This is a genomic window from Streptococcus mitis (assembly GCF_009496155.1).
Lineage (GTDB): Bacteria > Bacillota > Bacilli > Lactobacillales > Streptococcaceae > Streptococcus > Streptococcus mitis_BQ.
Genome location: NZ_WIJP01000002.1, coordinates 123,223 through 144,695, shown reverse-complemented (window position 1 = coordinate 144,695; position 21,473 = coordinate 123,223). Strand labels below are relative to the sequence as shown.

Annotated in this window: 24 protein-coding genes and 2 pseudogenes; 22 read left to right on the top strand and 4 right to left on the bottom strand. The window is 35.1% G+C overall.

All coding sequences use genetic code 11. The features are described 5' to 3' along the window. Positions 1 to 23: 23 nt before the first annotated feature. The 8 genes and pseudogenes from GEZ84_RS01860 to GEZ84_RS10775 all read left to right on the top strand — a co-directional run bounded on the left by GEZ84_RS01860 (position 24) and on the right by GEZ84_RS10775 (position 6,919). Positions 24 to 878, top strand: a complete 855-nt coding sequence (locus tag GEZ84_RS01860) for a MetQ/NlpA family ABC transporter substrate-binding protein (RefSeq protein WP_153223137.1) — start codon at positions 24 to 26, stop codon at positions 876 to 878. A gap of 96 nt (positions 879 to 974) precedes the next feature. After that, positions 975 to 2,348, top strand: a complete 1,374-nt coding sequence (locus GEZ84_RS01855) for a M20 family metallopeptidase (RefSeq protein ID WP_153223135.1) — start codon at positions 975 to 977, stop codon at positions 2,346 to 2,348. Next, the gene (locus GEZ84_RS01850) at positions 2,341 to 3,402 is read left to right on the top strand and encodes a methionine ABC transporter ATP-binding protein (protein ID WP_000085666.1); all 1,062 of its coding nucleotides are present in this window, start codon (positions 2,341 to 2,343) and stop codon (positions 3,400 to 3,402) included. Before GEZ84_RS01855 ends, GEZ84_RS01850 begins: the two co-directional genes overlap by 8 nt. 1 nt (position 3,403) lies before the next feature. After that, positions 3,404 to 4,096, top strand: coding sequence for a methionine ABC transporter permease (locus GEZ84_RS01845; protein ID WP_000444647.1), 693 nt, complete (start codon positions 3,404 to 3,406; stop codon positions 4,094 to 4,096). 129 nt (positions 4,097 to 4,225) lie between these two features. After that, positions 4,226 to 5,095, top strand: a complete 870-nt coding sequence (locus GEZ84_RS01840; protein ID WP_153223133.1) for a helix-turn-helix domain-containing protein — start codon at positions 4,226 to 4,228, stop codon at positions 5,093 to 5,095. A 184-nt stretch (positions 5,096 to 5,279) separates the two neighbouring features. Next, complete coding sequence (locus GEZ84_RS01835) at positions 5,280 to 6,524, top strand: transporter (protein ID WP_153223131.1); 1,245 nt, start codon at positions 5,280 to 5,282, stop codon at positions 6,522 to 6,524. Between the two features lie 16 nt (positions 6,525 to 6,540). Further along, positions 6,541 to 6,765: pseudogene (locus GEZ84_RS01830) on the top strand (hypothetical protein); the annotation flags it as partial. Beyond that, on the top strand, positions 6,743 to 6,919 hold the full coding sequence (locus GEZ84_RS10775) for a hypothetical protein (RefSeq protein WP_228113005.1): 177 nt from the start codon (positions 6,743 to 6,745) through the stop codon (positions 6,917 to 6,919). The pseudogene GEZ84_RS01830 and the gene GEZ84_RS10775, both read left to right, overlap by 23 nt. 40 nt (positions 6,920 to 6,959) lie before the next feature. Here GEZ84_RS10775 and GEZ84_RS01825 read toward each other — a convergent pair whose 3' ends face one another. Then, entirely contained in the window at positions 6,960 to 7,529 is a 570-nt protein-coding gene (locus tag GEZ84_RS01825; RefSeq protein WP_153223127.1) for an MptD family putative ECF transporter S component, read from the bottom strand. Between the two features lie 154 nt (positions 7,530 to 7,683). Here GEZ84_RS01825 and GEZ84_RS01820 point away from each other — a divergent pair. The 4 genes and pseudogenes from GEZ84_RS01820 to GEZ84_RS01805 all read left to right on the top strand — a co-directional run. Beyond that, positions 7,684 to 7,884, top strand: a pseudogene (locus tag GEZ84_RS01820) (helix-turn-helix domain-containing protein); the annotation flags it as partial. Positions 7,885 to 7,944: 60 nt separating this feature from the next. Then, complete coding sequence (locus GEZ84_RS01815; protein WP_194252005.1) at positions 7,945 to 8,478, top strand: ABC transporter permease; 534 nt, start codon at positions 7,945 to 7,947, stop codon at positions 8,476 to 8,478. Between the two features lie 77 nt (positions 8,479 to 8,555). Then, entirely contained in the window at positions 8,556 to 9,020 is a 465-nt protein-coding gene (gene nrdI, locus GEZ84_RS01810; RefSeq protein ID WP_125443293.1) for a class Ib ribonucleoside-diphosphate reductase assembly flavoprotein NrdI, read from the top strand. Between the two features lie 105 nt (positions 9,021 to 9,125). After that, a complete protein-coding gene (locus tag GEZ84_RS01805) occupies positions 9,126 to 9,668 on the top strand; it encodes a hypothetical protein (RefSeq protein ID WP_153223123.1) in 543 nt (180 codons plus the stop codon). Positions 9,669 to 10,124: 456 nt separating this feature from the next. Here GEZ84_RS01805 and GEZ84_RS01800 read toward each other — a convergent pair whose 3' ends face one another. From GEZ84_RS01800 to GEZ84_RS01790, 3 genes are all read right to left on the bottom strand, one after another. Beyond that, entirely contained in the window at positions 10,125 to 11,387 is a 1,263-nt protein-coding gene (locus GEZ84_RS01800) for an NRAMP family divalent metal transporter (RefSeq protein WP_153223121.1), read from the bottom strand. 205 nt (positions 11,388 to 11,592) lie between these two features. Further along, entirely contained in the window at positions 11,593 to 12,051 is a 459-nt protein-coding gene (locus GEZ84_RS01795; protein WP_153223120.1) for a DUF3021 domain-containing protein, read from the bottom strand. Beyond that, positions 12,048 to 12,488, bottom strand: coding sequence for a LytTR family DNA-binding domain-containing protein (locus GEZ84_RS01790; protein WP_153223119.1), 441 nt, complete (start codon positions 12,486 to 12,488; stop codon positions 12,048 to 12,050). Before GEZ84_RS01790 ends, GEZ84_RS01795 begins: the two co-directional genes overlap by 4 nt. A gap of 433 nt (positions 12,489 to 12,921) precedes the next feature. On the opposite strand from GEZ84_RS01790, the gene GEZ84_RS01780 reads away from it, so the two are divergent. The 10 genes from GEZ84_RS01780 (at position 12,922) to GEZ84_RS01740 (ending at position 21,359) form a co-directional block, all read left to right on the top strand. Next, the gene (locus tag GEZ84_RS01780) at positions 12,922 to 13,788 is read left to right on the top strand and encodes a helix-turn-helix transcriptional regulator (protein WP_319946403.1); all 867 of its coding nucleotides are present in this window, start codon (positions 12,922 to 12,924) and stop codon (positions 13,786 to 13,788) included. A 153-nt stretch (positions 13,789 to 13,941) separates the two neighbouring features. Beyond that, positions 13,942 to 14,109 (top strand): hypothetical protein, encoded by a 168-nt coding sequence (locus GEZ84_RS10660; protein WP_191973231.1) that lies wholly within the window; start codon positions 13,942 to 13,944, stop codon positions 14,107 to 14,109. A 126-nt stretch (positions 14,110 to 14,235) separates the two neighbouring features. Beyond that, the gene (locus GEZ84_RS01775; protein WP_153223118.1) at positions 14,236 to 14,526 is read left to right on the top strand and encodes a hypothetical protein; all 291 of its coding nucleotides are present in this window, start codon (positions 14,236 to 14,238) and stop codon (positions 14,524 to 14,526) included. Positions 14,527 to 14,608: 82 nt separating this feature from the next. Next, a complete protein-coding gene (locus tag GEZ84_RS01770; RefSeq protein WP_153223116.1) occupies positions 14,609 to 16,228 on the top strand; it encodes an ABC transporter transmembrane domain-containing protein in 1,620 nt (539 codons plus the stop codon). 17 nt (positions 16,229 to 16,245) lie between these two features. Next, positions 16,246 to 17,094: an McbB family protein gene (locus GEZ84_RS01765; RefSeq protein ID WP_153223114.1), complete on the top strand. Its 849-nt coding sequence runs from the start codon at positions 16,246 to 16,248 to the stop codon at positions 17,092 to 17,094. Positions 17,095 to 17,116: 22 nt separating this feature from the next. Then, the gene (locus tag GEZ84_RS01760; protein ID WP_153223112.1) at positions 17,117 to 17,710 is read left to right on the top strand and encodes a hypothetical protein; all 594 of its coding nucleotides are present in this window, start codon (positions 17,117 to 17,119) and stop codon (positions 17,708 to 17,710) included. Continuing rightward, on the top strand, positions 17,707 to 18,696 hold the full coding sequence (locus tag GEZ84_RS01755) for a hypothetical protein (RefSeq protein WP_153223111.1): 990 nt from the start codon (positions 17,707 to 17,709) through the stop codon (positions 18,694 to 18,696). Before GEZ84_RS01760 ends, GEZ84_RS01755 begins: the two co-directional genes overlap by 4 nt. Before the next feature lie 18 nt (positions 18,697 to 18,714). Then, on the top strand, positions 18,715 to 19,734 hold the full coding sequence (locus tag GEZ84_RS01750; RefSeq protein ID WP_153223109.1) for a hypothetical protein: 1,020 nt from the start codon (positions 18,715 to 18,717) through the stop codon (positions 19,732 to 19,734). A gap of 13 nt (positions 19,735 to 19,747) precedes the next feature. Beyond that, on the top strand, positions 19,748 to 20,575 hold the full coding sequence (locus tag GEZ84_RS01745) for a hypothetical protein (RefSeq protein WP_153223107.1): 828 nt from the start codon (positions 19,748 to 19,750) through the stop codon (positions 20,573 to 20,575). A gap of 1 nt (position 20,576) precedes the next feature. Beyond that, on the top strand, positions 20,577 to 21,359 hold the full coding sequence (locus tag GEZ84_RS01740) for a SagB/ThcOx family dehydrogenase (protein ID WP_194252004.1): 783 nt from the start codon (positions 20,577 to 20,579) through the stop codon (positions 21,357 to 21,359). The last annotated feature ends 114 nt before the right edge of the window (positions 21,360 to 21,473 follow it).

Genomic DNA, 21,473 nt, shown 5'->3' with positions numbered 1-21,473 from the left:
ATTATTTTTAAGGAGAAAGAATCATGAAAATTAAAAAATGGCTTGGTGTAGCAGCCCTTGCTACAGTCGCAGGTTTGGCTCTTGCAGCTTGCGGAAACTCAGAAAAGAAAGCAGACAATGCAACAACTATCAAAATTGCAACTGTCAACCGTAGCGGTTCTGAAGAAAAACGTTGGGACAAAATCCAAGAATTGGTTAAAAAAGACGGCATCACTTTGAAATTTACAGAGTTCACAGACTACTCACAACCAAATAAGGCAACTGCTGATGGCGAAGTAGACTTGAACGCTTTCCAACACTATAACTTCTTGAACAACTGGAACAAAGAAAACGGGAAAGATCTTGTAGCGATTGCAGATACTTACATCTCTCCAATCCGCCTTTATTCAGGTTTGAATGGAAGTGACAATAAGTACACTAAAGTAGAAGATATCCCAGCAAACGGAGAAATCGCTGTACCGAATGACGCTACAAACGAAAGCCGTGCGCTTTACTTGCTTCAATCAGCTGGCTTGATTAAATTGGACGTTTCAGGAACTGCTCTTGCAACAGTTGCTAACATCAAAGAAAATCCAAAGAACTTGAAAATCACTGAATTGGACGCTAGCCAAACTGCTCGTTCATTGTCATCAGTTGACGCTGCCGTTGTAAACAATACCTTCGTTACAGAAGCAAAATTGGACTACAAGAAAGCACTTTTCAAAGAACAAGCTGATGAAAACTCAAAACAATGGTACAACATTATCGTTGCGAAAAAAGATTGGGAAACATCACCTAAGGCTGATGCTATCAAGAAAGTGATCGCAGCTTACCACACAGATGACGTGAAAAAAGTTATCGAAGAAACATCAGACGGTTTGGATCAACCAGTTTGGTAATAAGAAACAGGGAGGTGGGAGAGAAAATTCCACCTCTTGCTTTTGTATAGAGCATGGATTGTCAGGAAGAGTAGTTCATAGAAAGGTAGAGAGAATATGGTTTTTCCTAGTGAACAAGAACAGATTGAAAAATTTGAAAAAGATCATGTAGCCCAGCATTATTTTGAGGTTTTGCGTACTTTGATTTCTAAGAAGTCGGTCTTTGCCCAACAGGTTGGACTTAAGGAAGTCGCAACCTATCTGGGTGAGATTTTCAAACGTGTTGGAGCTGAAGTGGAGATTGATGAGGCTTATACGGCACCCTTTGTCATGGCGCATTTCAAGAGTTCGCGTCCAGATGCCAAGACCCTGATTTTCTATAACCACTATGACACTGTGCCAGCGGATGGGGATCAGGTCTGGACAGAGGATCCTTTTATTCTTTCAGTGCGCAATGGTTTCATGTATGGGCGTGGGGTTGATGACGACAAGGGTCATATCACGGCTCGTTTGAGTGCTTTGAGAAAATACATGCAGCATCATGATGATCTGCCTGTCAATATCAGTTTTATCATGGAGGGAGCGGAGGAATCGGCTTCGACAGACCTAGATAAGTATCTGGAAAAACATGCGGACAAACTTCGTGGCGCAGATTTGTTGGTCTGGGAACAAGGGGCCAAAAATGCTTTGGAACAGCTAGAAATTTCTGGTGGAAATAAGGGGATTGTGACCTTTGATGCCAAGGTTAAAAGCGCTGATGTCGATATCCATTCTAGTTATGGTGGGGTTGTAGAATCAGCTCCTTGGTATCTCCTCCAAGCCTTACAGTCTCTTCGTGCTGCAGATGGCCGTATCTTGGTTGAAGGCTTGTACGAAGAAGTTCAAGAACCAAATGAACGAGAATTGGCCTTGGTGGATACCTATGCCCAACGAAATCCAGAGGAAATCAGCCAGATTTATGGTTTGGAATTGCCTCTTTTACAAGAGGATCGAGCAGCCTTTCTAAAACGATTCTTTTTTGAGCCAGCCCTTAATATCGAAGGGATCCAGTCAGGTTATCAAGGGCAAGGAGTTAAAACGATTTTGCCTGCAGAAGCCAGCGCTAAGCTAGAAGTTCGTTTGGTTCCTGGCCTAGAACCGCATGATGTTCTGGAAAAAATTCGGAAACAGCTAGACAAAAATGGCTTTGATAAGGTAGAATTATACTATACCTTGGGAGAGATGAGCTATCGAAGCGATATGAGCGCGCCAGCCATTCTCAATGTGATCGAGTTGGCAAAGAAATTCTATCCACAGGGCGTCTCAGTATTGCCGACGACAGCGGGGACAGGGCCTATGCATACGGTCTTTGATGCCCTAGAGGTGCCAATGGTGGCCTTCGGTCTAGGAAATGCCAATAGTCGAGACCACGGTGGAGATGAGAACGTGCGAATCGCCGATTACTACACCCATATTGAATTAGTAGAGGAGCTGATTAGAAGCTATGAGTAGAGATATTATCAAGTTAGATCAGATTGATGTGACTTTTCATCAAAAGAAGAGAACCATCACAGCGGTCAAGGATGTGACCATTCACATCCAAGAAGGGGATATCTACGGAATCGTTGGATATTCTGGAGCAGGGAAATCAACCCTTGTACGGGTGATTAACCTCTTGCAAAAACCATCTGCAGGGAAAATTACCATTGACGACGATGTGATTTTTGATGGTAAGGTGACCTTGACGGCAGAGCAGTTGCGTCGTAAACGTCAAGATATTGGGATGATTTTCCAGCATTTCAACCTGATGAGCCAAAAGACAGCAGAGGAGAATGTAGCCTTTGCACTCAAACACTCTGGACTTAGCAAGGAAGAAAAGAAGGCTAAAGTTGCTAAGTTGTTGGACTTGGTTGGCTTGGCAGACCGTGCTGAAAACTACCCTTCACAACTATCTGGAGGGCAAAAACAGCGTGTAGCCATTGCGCGTGCCTTGGCAAATGATCCGAAAATCTTGATTTCAGACGAGTCAACTTCTGCCCTTGATCCGAAGACAACCAAGCAAATTTTGGCCTTGTTGCAAGATTTGAACCAAAAATTAGGTTTGACCGTTGTCTTGATTACGCATGAAATGCAGATTGTCAAAGATATTGCCAACCGTGTAGCAGTCATGCAGGACGGGCATTTGATTGAAGAGGGTAGTGTACTTGAAATCTTCTCAGACCCTAAACAACCTTTGACTCAAGATTTTATTTCAACAGCTACAGGTATTGACGAAGCCATGGTTAAGATTGAGAAGCAAGAAATCGTGGAACACTTGTCTGAAAACAGCCTTTTGGTGCAGCTCAAGTATGCAGGTGCTTCAACAGACGAGCCACTTTTGAATGAATTGTACAAGCATTACCAAGTAACGGCTAACATCCTTTATGGAAATATCGAAATTCTCGATGGCACTCCTGTTGGAGAATTAGTGGTGGTCTTGTCAGGTGAAAAAGCAGCGCTAGCAGGTGCCCAAGAAGCCATTCGCCAAGCAGGTGTGCAGCTAAAAGTATTGAAGGGAGGACAGTAAGATGGAATCATTGATTCAAACCTATTTACCAAATGTCTATAAAATGGGCTGGGCTGGTCAAGCAGGCTGGGGAACAGCCATCTATCTAACTCTTTATATGACAGTTCTTTCCTTTATCATCGGAGGATTCTTGGGGCTTGTTGCAGGTCTCTTCCTTGTCTTGACAGCGCCAGGTGGGGTTTTGGAGAATAAGGTCGTTTTCTGGATTTTGGATAAGATTACCTCTATTTTCCGTGCGGTTCCCTTTATCATCCTCTTGGCAGTTTTGTCACCCTTCTCCCATCTAATCGTAGGGACAAGCATTGGTCCAAATGCGGCTATCGTACCCCTATCTTTTGCAGTCTTTGCCTTCTTTGCCCGTCAAGTACAGGTGGTATTGGCTGAGCTAGATGGTGGTGTCATTGAGGCAGCTCAAGCTAGTGGAGCGACCTTCTGGGACATCGTAGGAGTTTACTTATCTGAAGGTCTTCCAGATTTGATCCGTGTGACGACTGTGACCTTGATTTCCCTTGTTGGGGAAACGGCTATGGCTGGTGCGGTTGGAGCTGGCGGTATTGGTAACGTAGCTATCGCTTATGGATTTAATCGCTACAATCACGATGTGACCATCTTGGCAACCATCATTATCATTTTGATTATCTTTGCAATCCAATTCTTGGGAGACTTCTTAACTAAGAAATTGAGCCATAAATAAAAAAGAGTTAGGGCATCTGCACATCATTCATAAGAGTTGTCGTATAGTCAAGACTTAAAATTGTCTGTACTGGTTGCTATCAATCGTTGCTTTTATGAGTTAGAGAGTTAAGAATTGTGGGGAGTCAATATGCAAAATCTGGGAGAAGTTTTTAAAGAATTGAGAAAGAGTCGGAATGTATCTCTACAGGAGGCGACGGGAGGAGAGTTTACTTATTCCATGCTGAGTAAATTTGAGCGCGGAGAAGCAGACTTATCCTCTATGAAATTGATTACTGCCTTAGATAACATCCACTCTGATTTGAATGAATTTATGTACTTGGTACGTGGTTTTTCTCAGAAAAAGGCTTTGGCTTTTCAAGAAAATCTCTGGGATCTATATGACAGAGAAGGGATTGATTCTCTCCACTCCTTGTATGAAGAGACGACTAAAAAGTATAGATCAAGTGCTAAAAAAAGCTATCTTTTACAAATGATTCGTATCAAAAGCCTTCTCGTGTTTTTTGATTCAGAAATAAGAGCAACGGATGAAGAACTGACTTTTCTCTATGACTATTTTTTTACTATTGAAATCTGGGGAAATTATGAATTGGAACTATTTTCAACGATTTCTACTTTGTTTCCTCTGCCCCTCTATTTTAAATATTCTAGGGAGATGTTACAAAAGACGGATTTATTAGGCTCTTTACCTAGTAATAAAGTTGGTATTGACACCATTTTAATTAATGGACTTTTTAAGGCGATAGAGGAAAAGGATAAATTAAAAGCAGACTATTTTGTTTTTCAGATTGAAAAACGAGAATTGCCAGAATCTGAAGCTTATCTGAAAATCATTTATATGATTGCTAAAGGGTACTATGATACTATTTTTAAAGTAGAAAATAAGGGTCTTGAAAAAATCCAGAGAGGCATTACAATCTTACAAGATTTAGAGTATGTAGGTGGTGCAAGATACTATGAAAACTATTTTGCAAATCAGCTTTCAGATAAAGATTTGTAATATATTCTCGTTACATCAATTGATGAAAAATAAATAGGCTTGTAGATGGATTGATAAATAGCAGTTTCTAGGAGCTAGAGTTTCTATTTTCAGAAAAAATATATTACAAAAAAGTGGGGACTCCCGCTTTTTTTGTTAGACTGGATTCAATAGAATACTCTTTGAAATGTGAGAAAGGTCTGCTATGAAATTATTTTTCAAACATCATTTATTTAGGATACTTACCTTATCAAGGTTTTTGAGCTCAAGTGGAGCTTATATTTATAATCTGGTATTTATCGTTTATGCTGCGAATCTACCCTTTAAAAATATAGCTGTATTTATGGCTAATATGATTACGATTTTACCTTTCCTATTTACTTTTTATGTTGGGATTAAGGCTGATCATACTCGGAATAAAGCAGGGACAATTATCTGGGTCGGTTGTGTGCAAAGTCTCCTATTTCTTTTGATTGCTAGTGTGATTCATGACCAGAACTTCGTAACGTTTGCTTTTATCTGTATGGTTAATATCTGTTCGGATATTTTATCAGATTATACAGCAGGCCTTCGTATGCCGATTATCCAGTATAATATTTTGGAAGATAAGCTCTATGAAGCTTATTCCTTTACCCAGTTTGTTTCCTATTTATCAAATCTAGGAGGTCAAGCCTTAGGAGTGTGGTTACTCACAACCAGCCATCAAAATTTTTCTTTTGTTGCAATTGTGAACGCTGGATTCTTTTTACTATCTTCTCTTATTTTGTTCAAAAATAGAAGAGAATTGACGCATTTGTCTGTAACGATAGAGAATGAGCCTATTAGTTTGCTTCAACAAGTTAAGGCAATCTATGCGGACATGGATGATATTTTTAGACAGAGAGAAAGTAAATCTTTGTTTAAAATAATTCTTGTCATTTTGGTAATGAATACTTTGGGAGGAGCTGTTGGAGGTATTTATCACTTTTACTTATTAGACCATACTATCTATCATCTTAGCTATGCTCAAGCTCTATTTTTAATTGAATGTGTTAGCTTGGGAGGAGCTATTCTTGGTAGCCTAACCCCAAATGATTATTTTGGAAAATTGTCGTTTTCAAGCTTGTTATCGCTCAATGCAAGTCTGTTTGTCTTGCTGGCTACTGCTAATATTTTAGATTTTTCTCCTCTAGTAGGTGTTGCTTGCTTAGCCTTTGTCATGTATTTGATGTCGAAATCAATGCCTAAATTAGATACTCTGTTATTGTCTAATTTGAGTGCGGATGTGTTAGCTAGAAGTAATAATCTCTTGAGTATGATTTTTTCCTTAACATTACCCTTGGGGATGTCTGTATTTTCCGTCTTAGCTTTGCAAGATATCAGGCTTTGTTGGTGGGTATTTTTGGTAGTGAGTGTGATAGGGTTGATTTTATCACTAGAAAAAAGAAGTTTTTTGGGTAAAAAATTTTAACCTAGGAAAATCAGGCTTACTAGAAGGTCTTCTAGATTTGATTCGTGTGACGACTGTGACCTTGATTTCCCTTGCTGGGGAAACAGCTATGGCTGGTGCGGTTGGAGCTGGTGGTATTGGTAAAGTAGCCATCGCTTATGGAATTAATCGCTACAATCACGATAAAACTATCTTGGCAACCATCATTATCATTTTGATTATCTTTAAATTCATACTCAATGAAAATCAAAGAGCAAAGTAGGAAACTAGCCGCAGATTGCTCAAAGTACTGCTTTGAGGTTGTAGATAAGACTGACGAAGTCAGTAACCCTACCTATGGCAAGGTGACGTTGACGTGGTTTGAAGAGATTTTCGAAGAGTATCAATTCTTGGGAGACTTCTTGACCAAGTCTTGAGCCATAAATAAAAAAGAGCCGTGTGGCTCTTTTTAAGTAATCAGATTTTCTGCGCAAATTTTTTACTCAAGGCTTGTCCAAGCAAGGCACCGACTAAGGCTCCGATGACAACACTTGCGATAAATAGAAGGACGGTTCCAGGATTTGGTGCGACCATGATACGGTCAATATATTCTTGGGATTTTCCTCTTGCTAGAAGAGTAGCCATATAGGCTTGGGGCGCAATCCACATAAGTAAGATAGGTCCTGTTGAGCTAAAGGCGAAAATAAGGAAAGAAAGGAAGTTCTTTGTTTGATTCTTGTATTTGCCTAGGCTAGCTACGGCATCTGCTAGGAGACCACAGATAATTCCAGGAAGGAAAGCACCGGCACCGTGTTTAGTCCCCAAGAAAAAGAGGGCAATAACAAGGCCGATAGTGGTAATAGCTCCAAAGCGCGGAACTTTTGAGACTAGGATCATATAGACGCTACCGCCGACAAGGGCAGTAAAGGCAGGTGCATAAAACATGTTTCCAGTTTGGTCAAAGAGATTGCCCAAAAGGACACCAATCCCCATGCAGAGGAAGTAAAGAACTGCAAAAAGCAGTGTAGTTAAGATAGATTTTTTCATGAATTGTCTCCTGATAATTTTTTCATAATTCTCATTGTACCACGGTTTGATGGGATTGTAAATGGGGAGAAAGTGTTATTGTTTGCTTGCCAAACTAAATTTTTTATAGATTTGTTAATAGTAGATGGTTAGATTGTTGTACTGTAAGGCTTAAACAAATTCAATCTTCGCATATCTACTAAACAAACAACGGATTAAGGCTGCCCAGCAGCTCTTGCTTTCAACTAGTGACAGTATCGAAGATATTTGTTATGCTGTTGGTTACAGTAACGTTGGATATTTCTATAAAGTGTTCCGAAAATTGTGCGGAAAGTCTCCCAAAGCCTACCGAAAACAGGTAGAAACTATACTATAAGACTTGTATTCCCTTACAAAAGGTGCTATAATATCAATAATAACATCAGGAGGTTCTATCATGAAAAAGAAACCGATTTATCTATGGGTCTTGCTAATCTTATCTGCTCTTATTTCAGCTATGTCTCTGTTTGGAATTTTGAGTCCCTTGCCTAGCAAAGAAGCCCTTCGTGCCGCTCAGAAACAGGCTGCAGGGCTCAGTGCTCAGCAATTAGAAGACCAGCTTAATTACACTTATAGAGTAGCAGAAGTATCTCATTCTATTTTTAACATTGCCTTGATTGTGCTATCTGCTATTTTAGTTGTAGTAGCCATTGTCTTCCTTATTCGTAAGAATTTGCAATATGCAAACTATACTTACGTTGTCTATGTTTTGTTAGCTATTATTGGTTCGATTTATGGCTATGTTGGTTTCCAAGACGCTTTGCAGTTAGTTCAAGATGAGAGCATGCGTTTGACAATGAGTATTGGTTCAAAAGCTGTTAGCATTTTCTATATCGTCATCAATGTTCTCTTCTTAGCCCTTGTCTTCTATAAGATGTGGCGTCAACAGAAAGCCTTGGCAGAAGAAGAGGAAACAGAAGATCTTTCCTAAGTATTGACAAAAAATAACTATCAAGTTACAATCTTGGTAGTTATTTTTCGATTATAGATAAAATCATGGAGGTACATATGAAGACAATTTCTTTAGTTTATATTAGTCTGAGTGGCAATACTGAAAGTTTTGTGACGCGCTTGAAAGACTATCTCTTGTCCCAGTACGAGGGGATTGAGGTCCAAAAGATTCATATCAAAGATTTGGTCAAAGAAGGCCAAGATTTCTATGAAATGGATCATCCCTATGTTGCTTTTTTGCCGACTTACCTAGAAGGTGGGAATGGCGTGGATAACGGAGATGTCGAGATTTTGACGACACCAGTAGGGGATTTTATCGCCTATGGTGATAATGCTAGTAAGTGTTTTGGTGTGGTTGGTTCAGGAAATCGTAACTTTAATAACCAATACTGCCTGACAGCCAAGCAATATAGTCAACGTTTTGGTTTTCCTGTATTGGCTGACTTTGAAATGCGAGGTATGCTGGGAGATATCAAACATGTCGCAGCGATTATTGCAGATTTGTATGAGTTGGAAAGTTAAGCTTAGGCTTGACTTTTTATTATTTTTGACTGTAATCGCTTGCAAAACCTTATATAAGATATTATAATGATACCGTAATAAAAAAATAAAAAGGAGGGCAATATCATGAGATGTGCAAACGTGATTATTGCAGGTAGTTGTGGTCTATTATTGACCTTGTCTTCATTAGCTCCAGCAGGAGTTGTACTGGCAGAAGAACTGTCAGCCCCTCCTGTCGAAGTTTTACAACGTGAAGTGTCTAGTCTTCAGCTTGAAGAAGGTAAAACCTATACCCTACAAGAATTGCTAGATAGAACTTCGCTATCAACGTATGAAAAAGAACAGTTAGCTCAACAAATTATTGCGGATGTTCAGCGAGAAATCCTTGAAGAACAGTCACAATCAATGTTTCGCGCTTTAGTGACTTATGTTTATAACCATTTAAATCCAGCTGAAGTGCGAGAAGCGGCTGATTTATATGAGGTAACAGGAACTTTAGCTCCATTAATTAGGAGATTTGGTGGAGCAATTGGGGCTTTTTATACTCTTACTGCTATGGAATATAGATATGCTGCAGATAGGGGATGGGGAATAGATTTTTTAATAACTTTGGATCCCTATAATCCTACTAGTACAGGTATGGACTTTAGTTTCAGATATTCACATTAGTTTCATTGTATGAGGTATTGCTCATGTGGAAGAAATACTATAAGTATATCTATTGGTTGGTTGTGATGGTTCTTGTTTCTTATAACACTGCTAGTTTTTATGCGAGAAATCAAATTGATTGGTTCTATTTTTGTGTTGCTTTTATAAGTATGTATATAGCTTTGCGGATATTACATGAGAAAGTTCTGAAAAATAGATATAAAGGATTATTCACTCGTATCTTTAGCAATCCTCCAAAGGATACGGATAAGATGAATAAGTAAGAAAAAGAGGCTGGGCAAAAAATCTTTGAAATCAGAAAAACGCATAGTATCAGGTCTTGGGAAAACTTGGTATTATGCGTTTTATTGTGGGGAGATTTACTTCATTTTCCCCTGAAGTCGACTTTTTGCTCAACCTCTTTTATTATGGTTTGAGTTATACTGTGATTTTTTAGAAGGTAGGGGTAGCAAGCCATTATCCTGCTTTTCCGATTGCGAGTGCGTAGATAAAGAAGATGGCGAAGCCAAAGAGGAAAATCAATCCTGCAATGGCAAGGTGTTTGAGCCAAGAAGGAAGATTTTTGTTTTCACGCGTTACCAAGGCGTAGTTTAAAAGAGCGAAGAATGGTGTTGTCAGGAAAGAACCAATCATAGCAAAGCGGAGCATGGTTGAAACCTGACCAGCGAAGAACTTGATAATGACAATACCGATGATAGCAGTGATGGTCATCCAGATGTTCAAAGATTTACGATTGTCTTCTTTTTGACTGATTAGCAGTCGGAGAGATTCCTGATTGACACGAGAATAGCCATCAATAACAGTGATAACTGTTCCAAAGATACACAGGAAGGCAATAAAGGTAATCAAGTAACGGGACCATTCGCCAAGAACAGAGGCATACATGCCCACGAATTGAGAGATGTATTTGGCTGAAGCAGCTTCAACTGCTTGCCCTGTAGGATATTGAATCAATGCTCCCAGTGCTACAAAGAACACAGCTAGGATAGCTGTTCCAATGTAACCAACGTTAAAGTCAAATAGAGCGTCCTCTGTATTAAAGTTGACGGTCTTTTTCTTTTCAGCAGACCAAAGTGAGTTGATAGCTGAAATTTCAATAGGAGCTGGCATCCACCCTAAGAGGGAAACGATGAAGGGAAGAGCTGCCATTTGCCAAGGTGTTTTCTCGACAAAATTAGAACTGTATTCTGGATGTTTGACCGCTGCGATGATAACTGCAAGAACAGTTGCAATGGTCAAAGCAGACATTATCCATTTTGCCATGCCGTCTAAGAGTTTGTAGCCTCCAAAGAGTAACATAGCCCAAATGATTGCAACGAGAATGAGGGACCATTGAGTGATGCTAAGTCCAATCATTGGGAAGGCACTGGCGATGATAGCTGAGCACAGAATAGCAACACCAGCTGTGTTGACCATAGCCGAAAAGACATTGAGAATAAAGAAAATCCAGAGATAGAGTTTTCCTTTTTCGGCATAACCTTCAACCAAAGTCTTTCCAGTATCAGCTGTGTATTCAGCACCAAAACGGAAAAATGGATATTTAAAGACATTGGCTAAGATGACCAAGAGAAGTAGAGACCAACCGTAAGAACCGCCAGCTTGAGTTGAGGATACAATATGGGAACCTCCAACAGCGGCAGAAGCCATTAGGATTCCCGGTCCCATTGCTTTTAGTTTACTTGCCCAGGTGGATTGATTTAACGAAATAGCTTGTGACATGATAGATACTCCTTTTTGAATTTTCAGAATAATCTGGATATATAATCTATATTCTACAAAAAACTTTGAGAAAATGCAAGATTATTTTGAAAAAAGATAGAAAATTTACAAAGAAAATCTGAAAATAACTACTATGATAGCAAGGTACAGTAGGGGAAAGAAAAACCGAGAAGTTTCTTTCTCGGATTTGCTTATTATGAGGTTCCTATTGTCTATGCTCCAAGAGTTGATTGATATGGTTTACTTTTTTTGATGTTCTTTTATAGGAAATGGTCCAAATGATGAGGTAAACAATCGCAAACTCGATAATAAGCTGGAGGTAGAAATTCCAGTGGAAGGGGAACCAACCTGCTAGGGTCGCTAGTGGGACAAAGCCAGCCAGCATAAGGAAGAAATGAGTCAGAGTTGCACGGAGCAAGCTCCAGTCACGGCTGAATAATCGTTTACCAAAGTTGAAGAGAATACCGATGGCTGCCCAGATAAGAGTACAGTAGAGCAAGACCAGGGCACCGTGAACCTGATGTTGAGCCATCACTTGGCCGATGAGGGAGTCGGGACTAAGTGGAGCGTAGGTATTTGGTGCATAAATGAGTGAAAAGATGATAGAGAGGATGAGACCGATGAGGACACCAGCAGCAGCATCGTGAAATACTTGTTTTTTCATAGTTCTAATTTCTCCTTGATGGTTTTTAGGTAACGGCGTGAAGAGTAGGTGAAGCTTTCGTTTTTCAAGAAAATTTCTACTAGGCCGTTGGGGGTGAGCTTGAGATGAGAGATGGAATCGATATTGATGATTTCTGATTGGGAAATTTGGATAAAATTGGTTGGCAAGAGTTCAAGTACCTGATAGAGTCGTAAATCAATGTTGTAGGACTGACTCGCCGTTTCTGCTAGAACCTTCCGATTCTCGATATAGAAGCGTTGAATCTTGCCAATCTCAACTAGATAGACCTGATCATCGATCTTCCCTTTGATTTTTTCTCTTTGGTCCAGATTTTCTGCGAACTTGATGACTTTCTGGACTTTATCTGTCGGATGAGGTGATTGGACAATCAGTTTTTCCTCCTTGTAAGTCTCACTAATCTGTAGTTCTACTTTCATAAATTTCTCTCCTTTTTAGTTATACAAGGTTGTGATCACTTCCTGTATATTTTTATTAAACACTATTTTACGACACCTGGCAAGGGACTTTGTCTATGTGGAGGGATTTGGTTCCTATGTGGCGCTTACTTTTCTGTCCTGTCTGAAATATGGTATAATAGCACTAATGAATTTCTAGGAAAATAGATACGGAAAGGGGCTGAAAGAACTAGGGGAACAGTTGGAATTGAAAGTGATAGGTATGAAAAGTGGCGTTGAAGTTGGATGAGTTTATAAAGCGTTTGAATGAAGAAATGGAAAGTAAATAAGTTGACGATGAATTACAAAAATAGATTTTATTTACAATTTGTATCTTTCGAATCATTGATTTGAATTTTAGATTTAATCATGTTACAATTAAAACTGAAATCAAATAGAAGAGGAAAATGCAAACGTGGGTACACTATTAGCAACAAGATTAAAAAATAGACGGAAAGAATTAAAAATGTCTCAGCGAGAACTAGCTGAAGGTATCTGTAAACAGGGGCAAATCAGTCGATTAGAGAGCGGAGAGTTTACCCCTGGAGCGGATTTCCTGCATGCCCTTGCTAAGAAGTTAAAAGTCAGTATGGATTATTTTTTTGATGAGCAGGTTGTAGAGAAAGTTGAGGAGTTATCAGAATTTAAGAAATTAGCACAGACATTTATTACAAATCGCAATTATGAGTCTTTGAAATATATATATGAATTGGAGAATGTAAAAGCTCACCGCCTATCTCTAGCAGATAAATTTTATATGGAATGGATAAAATCTCTGATAGATTTTTATTTTTATGAGCAACAAGAAGAAGCAACTGTAAGGTTGGAGAAGGTCTTGTCACAGTTAAGTGTCTCGGACAGGAACTATCTCCAGGTTTCAAACACTTTATTCAATTTTTATTATGATATTGGAGATTTAGGTCGTTTCAATAAAATTCGTGAAAAACTAGAGTATCAAGTAAATCAACTCAATTTGAGTACAATCGAAGAGTTAGAGTTATCTATTAAGTTCAACTACAACGTTTGTCGTTACCTATGGTTACAGAAAAATATTGAAGAAGCTATTACTAAAATTACAGCTACTATAAAACAATGTAAGGCTTACAGAACGAATTATCTTTTGGCTGATTTGTACTTATTGATGGGAAACGTAAGTGAAAATTTTTCTTCTAAAAGTTCAGTGAAAGAATATTTTGAGACAGCTCATTTCCTTTATAAATTAGAGGAAAACATATCAATGGCTTTGAAAGTTGAGCATTACATTGCAGATATAACAGAATAATGAATACGATGTTCAAGTGAGCATCGTTTTTTAGATTCACTCTAGATACAAAAAAACATCAAATAAAAAAAGATTAAAAGATGTTATAAAAATACTTGACAAGCTAATTTTGAAGTGATAAGATGAATGCAAGAAAACCAAAGGAGAGGTATTATGAGAAGTTTGTTTAAGAAAATAGTTGCTGTATTAGTTATTGGCTTAATTCTGTTAGGAATTGCGAGAACACCTCAAGTTCATAAGATAGCTAGAGGGATTGATCCAGGCCCTGCAAATTTTTTAAAAGCATCTACTGAGATTGTTTTAAAATTGGTCATAATTTGACAGTATTTAATGTTAACAAGAAGTGGGAGTGGTATTCTGCACACTTGAATGTATGTTGAATTGTTGGTAGTTGATAGGAATGATAGAGGGTTTGAAATCCGTTAAAAACTATATAAGGAGGAAAATATGTCAAAAACGATTATGTCTGTATATTCTTTGGGAGATAATAACTTACGTTCTTCTAAATATGGTATTAGTAGTAGTTCAACACAATATTCAGGCGGTGAGGCTACTAGGAGTATCTTTTGTTTTAGTCTTTGTAAATCTCAGTGTGCTTCACAATGTGCTTCGAATTGTGGTAGTCAATGTGCTTCGCTATGTACTTCACAGTGTGCCTCAAGCTGTATGGGTTTTTGTTCCGGTGGAGCAGATGACCTAGCAAATTTGTATGAAAATATCGAGTTAATAAAACTCTAAAATAATATAGGTCGGGTATCCCTCTATCATCAAGGTATCAATTGATACCTTCTTTTATTAGATAAGAAAAATTTGATATTGTATGAAAACAAATGATATTATTTCTGAAATAGCAAAAAATAAAAAAATATTTATTTTACAAGTTATATTTAATGTAGTGGTAGCCCTAATAAGTATTCTAACACCTTTATTAGAGGCATTATTAATAAATAGTTTAGTCTACGGAACAATTGATAGATATTTTCTATTTTTGGGTAGCCTAGCAATTATATTCTTTTTACTAAAGGTACTGATATCATATTTTATAGCCAAAATCGAGTATATAAAAATAACAGATATAAAGTATAGTCTTTATAAGTATATTTTGAATAAAATATATTTAAAGGATATGAAGTCGATTAGTAAGTTTGATGGCAATTACTTAAACAGCAGACTAAATACTGATATTGATACAATAGTTAATTTTATTTTTCTAAAAATCCCATCTGTTATTCAATCAAGTGTGACACTCTTATCAATATCCATTGTTTTATACACTATAGAAAAAAAAGTATTTATTTTTTTTATATTTTTAGTTGTAATTTACATGTTGATTTATTTTTTGTGTAGGAGATCTCTTCACTCAATGTTTCTATTAATTAGGGAGGAGAATAGCATTTTCTATTCTCAAAAGATTAGTCTATTTCAAAGACTAGACAACATAATAATTCAAAGTATGGAAAAAATAGAGATTGAGAGGTTGGATACTAAATTTAATTCAATGTTACATGCTGTACGCTCTAATTTTTCTCTAAGATATATTATTTCAATGTTGCAAATATTTATAACATTTATTTTTCAAGTTATATTTTTCTGGTTTGGAGGTATAGAGGTGGTGAATAAGAAAATGTCATTAGGGATGTTCACTGCTACTGTTCAGTATTTTAATACATTTGTGACATGTTTAGATGATTTTTTTGATATTGCCGTTCAGTTAGAAGAATGCAAAGGCGCACTTGAAAGAATAAATGAAATTTTAGAAATGACTGATGCTAAATATGGAGATGATACGATTCTAAATATCGAACGAATAGAGTTTATAGATGTCAATTTGAAATCTATAAACAAAAATCTATGTATGTATAATAATAGCATAACTAAAACTTTCGTAAAAGGCAAGTTATTTATTTTAAAAGGTAAAAATGGAGTAGGAAAAACAAGCTTAATCAGAACTTTAGTGGGAGCTTCAAAAAATTATTATTCGGGAACAATAAAAATTAACAATATCTTGTTAGAAAAAATTAATTTAAAAAGTTTGAGAGAATGCTGTATTTCATTTATGTCACAAAACAGTATACCTCAAGATTTAACGGTTGTTGAATTTTTATCTACTTATGAAAGCTTCGAGGATTATGTAATGCAGTCCAATTCTGTCGCAAATCAGATATGGAAATTATTCTTTGGAAATGACGAAAAAAATGTTTTAAATCGGAAAATAGATTCCTTTTCGGGCGGTGAATTTCAATTACTTAATCTTATTCTTACATTAAGCAAACCAAATTCGGACGTTATAATTTTAGATGAACCTTTCTCAAATATATCTACAAATATGTATTTAAAAGTGCTTGATATTCTGAATGAAATATCTAAAAATAAGATTGTTATAATAGTTTCACATGATTTTATTCCCGAACATGAAAAAGAAATTATTTATATCGACTAGATGTTAAAGGAGTAAAAATGCAATACAATATTTATCAATTTGTAATAACTGATTTTAAAAAATATCTTGTGGTCCAAAATTGTAAAGGTATTACAATTATTAAGGATAAAAAAATAATTAGCTTTTTTAAGCAGCTAGATAAAGATAATAGATTATGTATATCTCAATCATTCTTAGAAGAGTTTTTTGGAAGTGATACAGCTTCTATTGTAGAATATCTAATGGATTCAAGTTTAATATATAAAGAAATAAATAAAGAGCGTTTTAAAAAGATTAGGATTCTATCGAATAACGAAGATTTTATTTTGAGTGCCGAATACAATAATAAGAATTCTTCTTCATATATTGTTGAAAATAGAATAATAGGTTCTTCAAGTAATTTCTTAGAGTACCTGAAAAATATTTCTGGAGTAGATGAATCATTATTTATTATTTCTTTGCTTCCCTTTGACTATAGTGATTTTTTGAAAATTGTCAATATAATGTCTGAGAAAGATGTAATGTGTGCATTTGTTTTCTCGTATAATAATTCTTTATATTTGACGAATATATATAAAAAGACATGGTATAATCCATGTCCAAAATGCTTCTTTGCGCATTTAGAAGCTAGTTTGAGATCTTATAGCAGGGCGACAGGAACCGTCACTTTCCAAACGGTGATTGATTTGTTATACAATAATAAGGTAAAATATTCTCCCACTCTCCCCTTGACAAGTGTTTTGACATTAGAAATTTTGTCAGAATTATTCAAAATAGAAAAGACAGATCTAAATGAATTATCATCAAGGATAGTACAAGTAAATGAGGAGACGGGAATAAGCTATGATTGTGCAATTCACTGGGAACTTTGTGATTGTTTTGAATAAATTTTTAATTTGGTGAGGTTAGATGGTAGATTTGGTAAATTATTTCAAAAAAAATTTTCAGTTTCAGGCATGTTTTGTAGATAATAATTCTGTTTCAATAAAAAGAAAGGAAGTATTGAAGTTACTTGATGAGAAGAAAACGGTAGATAATATAAACTACGGCTATAGTTCTGAAGAACAATTTGAAGTAATATCTCCTACTTGTTTTAATAAGAGATTGATTTTGTTTTTTAATGAATTGATGGATAGAGAAGTTTATAGTATCTGTATTGAACATCAATTACTAGAAGTAAGAAATTCAGAGTTGATTAGTTATCATATTTCTCATAATCGTATACATAAGATAGGTTCCGTTTTCTTTTCTTCAGATAAAATTAAGGGAATATTTGAAGAGCACAGATATATCTACATTTCGTTTGTAGATTTAAATTTACTCAGTGCACTTGGAAGAAATGCTATGTTTGAAAGTTTAAAAGAAGCGGGTGAGATTAGAGCAATCTTGAAGCAAAATCTGATTGTATCCGAATTAAGCATAAATTATAATGTACTTGCGCACTATGCTAAATTGAATATAAATCGAATCGTAGTCTTAGATGCTGTGGGAGTAAATTTATGATTTTTAGAAACTTTTCAGATTATTTAAATACTTCTAATCAATTTTTTCTGGGGATTCCGACTGTCAATGTAGGATCAGTTTCTGTTATACAAATGAATAGCATAGAGTTTCCCAGTGTGTCTTCTTCTTGTAGTATAATGCAAAAAGAGGCATTCTTAAAATTATATAGTGAATATCTAGAACGTAGTGCTTTGGCTAGCAATTATCAAAGCACAGAAAATATAAAATGTTTTGACTTACTTAGTGGAAGAATTAATATTTTGGAGAGAGGCCATCTAAGCTATGGCAAAAACTTCATTACAGGATATTGCGACACGACTGGAACTTCTTCTAATCCGTTTAGTTCAAGTAATTCAGTAAAAAAAGCCATTGCCGAATTGATAGAAAAAAATGAATTAATCTTTTTCTGGTATCTAAATTTAGGAGAGAAGATTGATATAAATGATTCTAAAGTAAAAAGTTTAATTGGGGAAAATCTTTTAGCTAATTATGAAATTTTCTTATTTAAAATCGGGATACTATCATCTTGGTTTACAGTTATTGGGATACTTTTTAAAGATGGTCAGGTTGTTTCAACTGGGATTTGTTGTAATGAAAATTATAAATGTGCACTAGAAGGAGCTATTCAGGAAATGAAAATACTTCGAGTATTAAATTCTTATAAGTTATACAGTAATTTTCCATTGACGCAAGAAGAGCAAAATATAATTTATAAGAAAATATGCCATTTTGAAAATAAAATAATCTCTTCTAAACTAAAAAAAGTATCAAGTGATTTAAATTTATCAATAAATGAAATGATTTCTGATTTAAATATAGCTATATTATCTAGAAATAAATTTACAGCAGTAGTTAGCGTTTACTCTAGCTCGCTGATTAAGTGCTTACCAATTAAAGAAAATTTGATGAAGTGTGTAGAAGTGGATATTGTTAAAAAAATCGGAATTAATAGTATAATAAACACCCCAGACTGTATTGTTTTATAGGTATTAAGGAGAAAAATTATGGTAGTAGAAATAAATTACGGTTATACCTATAATTTAGATGTTCCTAAATTTCTGGAAGGTTATAGGTGTAGTAATTGGGTTTCGTTAAACTATGATTCGATTAGTAGTAATGGATCATCCACAGATATGAGCTTTTGTAAATCAATGCAAGCTTCCATTGGCGAGGCATTTGAAAGGCAAGCTCTAATTAATTTTATCAATAGGCCACAATATATGGTTAATTTTTTAAATTTGACCACAGATGAATTGGGCTGTGAAAAGATAAACTCAAAAAATATAATCTATTTTTTGGACACTTGTGGACTTGCTACACATGTTTCGTCTGAATTATCTATTGAGAATTCGTTGAAAGAGTTTATAGAACGTCAATCTTTTATTATTAGCTATCTCTCTAAAACAGTTAAATATCAAATAAAAAAAGATAAATATCTATCAAAAATAATTCCTTTTGATCTTACTCATTTAAAATTTTATGAAATTTCTATTATTGACTGCTATAGAGTAATTTTGGGGATAGGATCTACTGGATCTAATTCCATTGATATAGGCATTGGAGCAGGATATTCAATAGAAGAAGCTTTTAAAAGTCTATTTAGAGAATTATATCCATTAAACAAATTACATGGTTCAGTTTCTCAAGGAAATATAGATAAAGTTGACTATATTCATGTTTTTGATAAGTTGCCAGTTGAGGATATTATTGAGGCATATTCTTATCTAGAGGAAGGTAGCTTAGTCTCTGCTTCGGACATATTTGATATACAGGGATGTTTTACAAGAAGCAAAGTAATAAATGAATTGTATCAAAAATATGATATGGAATTAAAATTATGTACCCCATTTTCTTTTCAAAATGTATTTTACAGAAATTATTGTTCGAAGATTACAAAAATTTATTCAGAAAATTGGTTCCCTTCTCTTCGAATTTCGGACTATTCTGAGGAAATCTATAGTAACGTAGAGAATAAAACAGGAATGAAATTAAATAGGGATATAAATTTCATTCCATTTCCATAGAGAGGATAAGTTTATGGATGAAAAAATTTATTTAAGTCCAGCAGTAAAAATAGTTTCATTAGATAAAAAGAATCTTTATTTGAAAATATATAGCAAATTATATCATCTAACTGGTGATAAAATAGAAAAATATTTACTAAGTAATATAGAATATTTCTTTTCCTCAAAAACAATTTATGAATTTACTCAATTATTTTCCAAAAAGTATGGAGAGCAGTTTGATATATATGAATTTAATGAAATTATCGAGTTACTTTTAGAAAAAGAAATATTCGTAAAAGATAATTCTTACCTTGTAGATTTTCCAAAAGATAATAGAATTTGTTTGATATGTATTAACTATTCATCTAAAATGATTTCAAGTATGATTAAAAAGAATTTGGAAAGTAATTCTAAAAACGATTTTTTGACAAATTATTTCGAGAGTTATCATGAAATTCCGGATAATATTTCATCAGCAGATATTATTTTGGTGATTATGGAGAGGTGGGATAATACTGTGTTCGCAGATAAGCTGGAAGAGATAAAAAATCACATGAATCAACATAGTGTTTTACTTCCTGTGGTATTGAATTCCAAGTATTTTTCTATTGGACCACAGGTATTTGGTGAAGAAGATTTGAGTAAATTGAAACTATATTTAAATCAAGAAGAAAGTCGAAGTACTTATTGCTATAGTAGCAAAGATGATACTTATTATAGAATTCCAGTCGCTTTTATAATAAATGAAATTTATTTCATAGTAACAAAACAAAATTATAATAGTTATTCTTATTCAAGGATGCTAACTTATAATCTAAATTCTAAAGAATTTAAAAAAATTAGATATGGGGAATTATAAAATGTCTTACAGTGAAAGATGTATTAACGCAGAGGATGGTCAAGTGATTTTTGAAAAATTTCACAATATGACTTCCTTAGATCGTGCTAACTATCACATTTTTGAAGAAAATATTGCTAATGCTTTTGATAATAAAGCGTTTATGGATAATATTTACAGCAATTCATCTTTTTCAAAATCATCAATTGGAATTACTCTCAATAACGAAATTAAAGAAGACACTGATACTTTTTATACAGCGTTACTAAATAGGCGAAGTTGTCGGGAATTCACTTGTGGGACAATTTCATTCAAGGACTTTTCTAATGTGTTATTTTATGGATATGGACCTTCTATTTGTGGAGTCTATACAGTTCCATCTGCTGGCGGAACCTATCCAATATCTTTAATTATTGTTGTAAATGATGTAGAATCGTTGGAGAAGGGGATTTATGAGTATCTGCCAATGAACAATACGTTAATTCCGATATTGCTTTCAGATTATTTAGATCCAGGTTTAATTACATTAAATGAACATTTTTTTAATTCTTGTGCATTCTCTATCCATTTTATTGGAAATCCAAGTCTGATTTGTTATAAATATCAGGATAGGGGGTATCGCTTTATGAATCTTGAAGCTGGACATATAGCTCAAAATTTAACTTTAGTAGCAATAAGAAATAGTATTAATTCTGTTTGCTCAGGAGGATTTTTAGATGGAGAATTCGTACATTTTTTGAACGATATATCTAATAGTCATTTCGCACATTTTGTTAGTCTATATGAGATATTTTTTGGTTTATAACATTTTAAAATTAAATAAAAATTGAAAATGTAATATAAATCATAATCACCCGTTAGACGGGTGGTCATGATTTAAGGTTAGACTTTTGTCCTAGACTCTTTGTTTATTTCAATC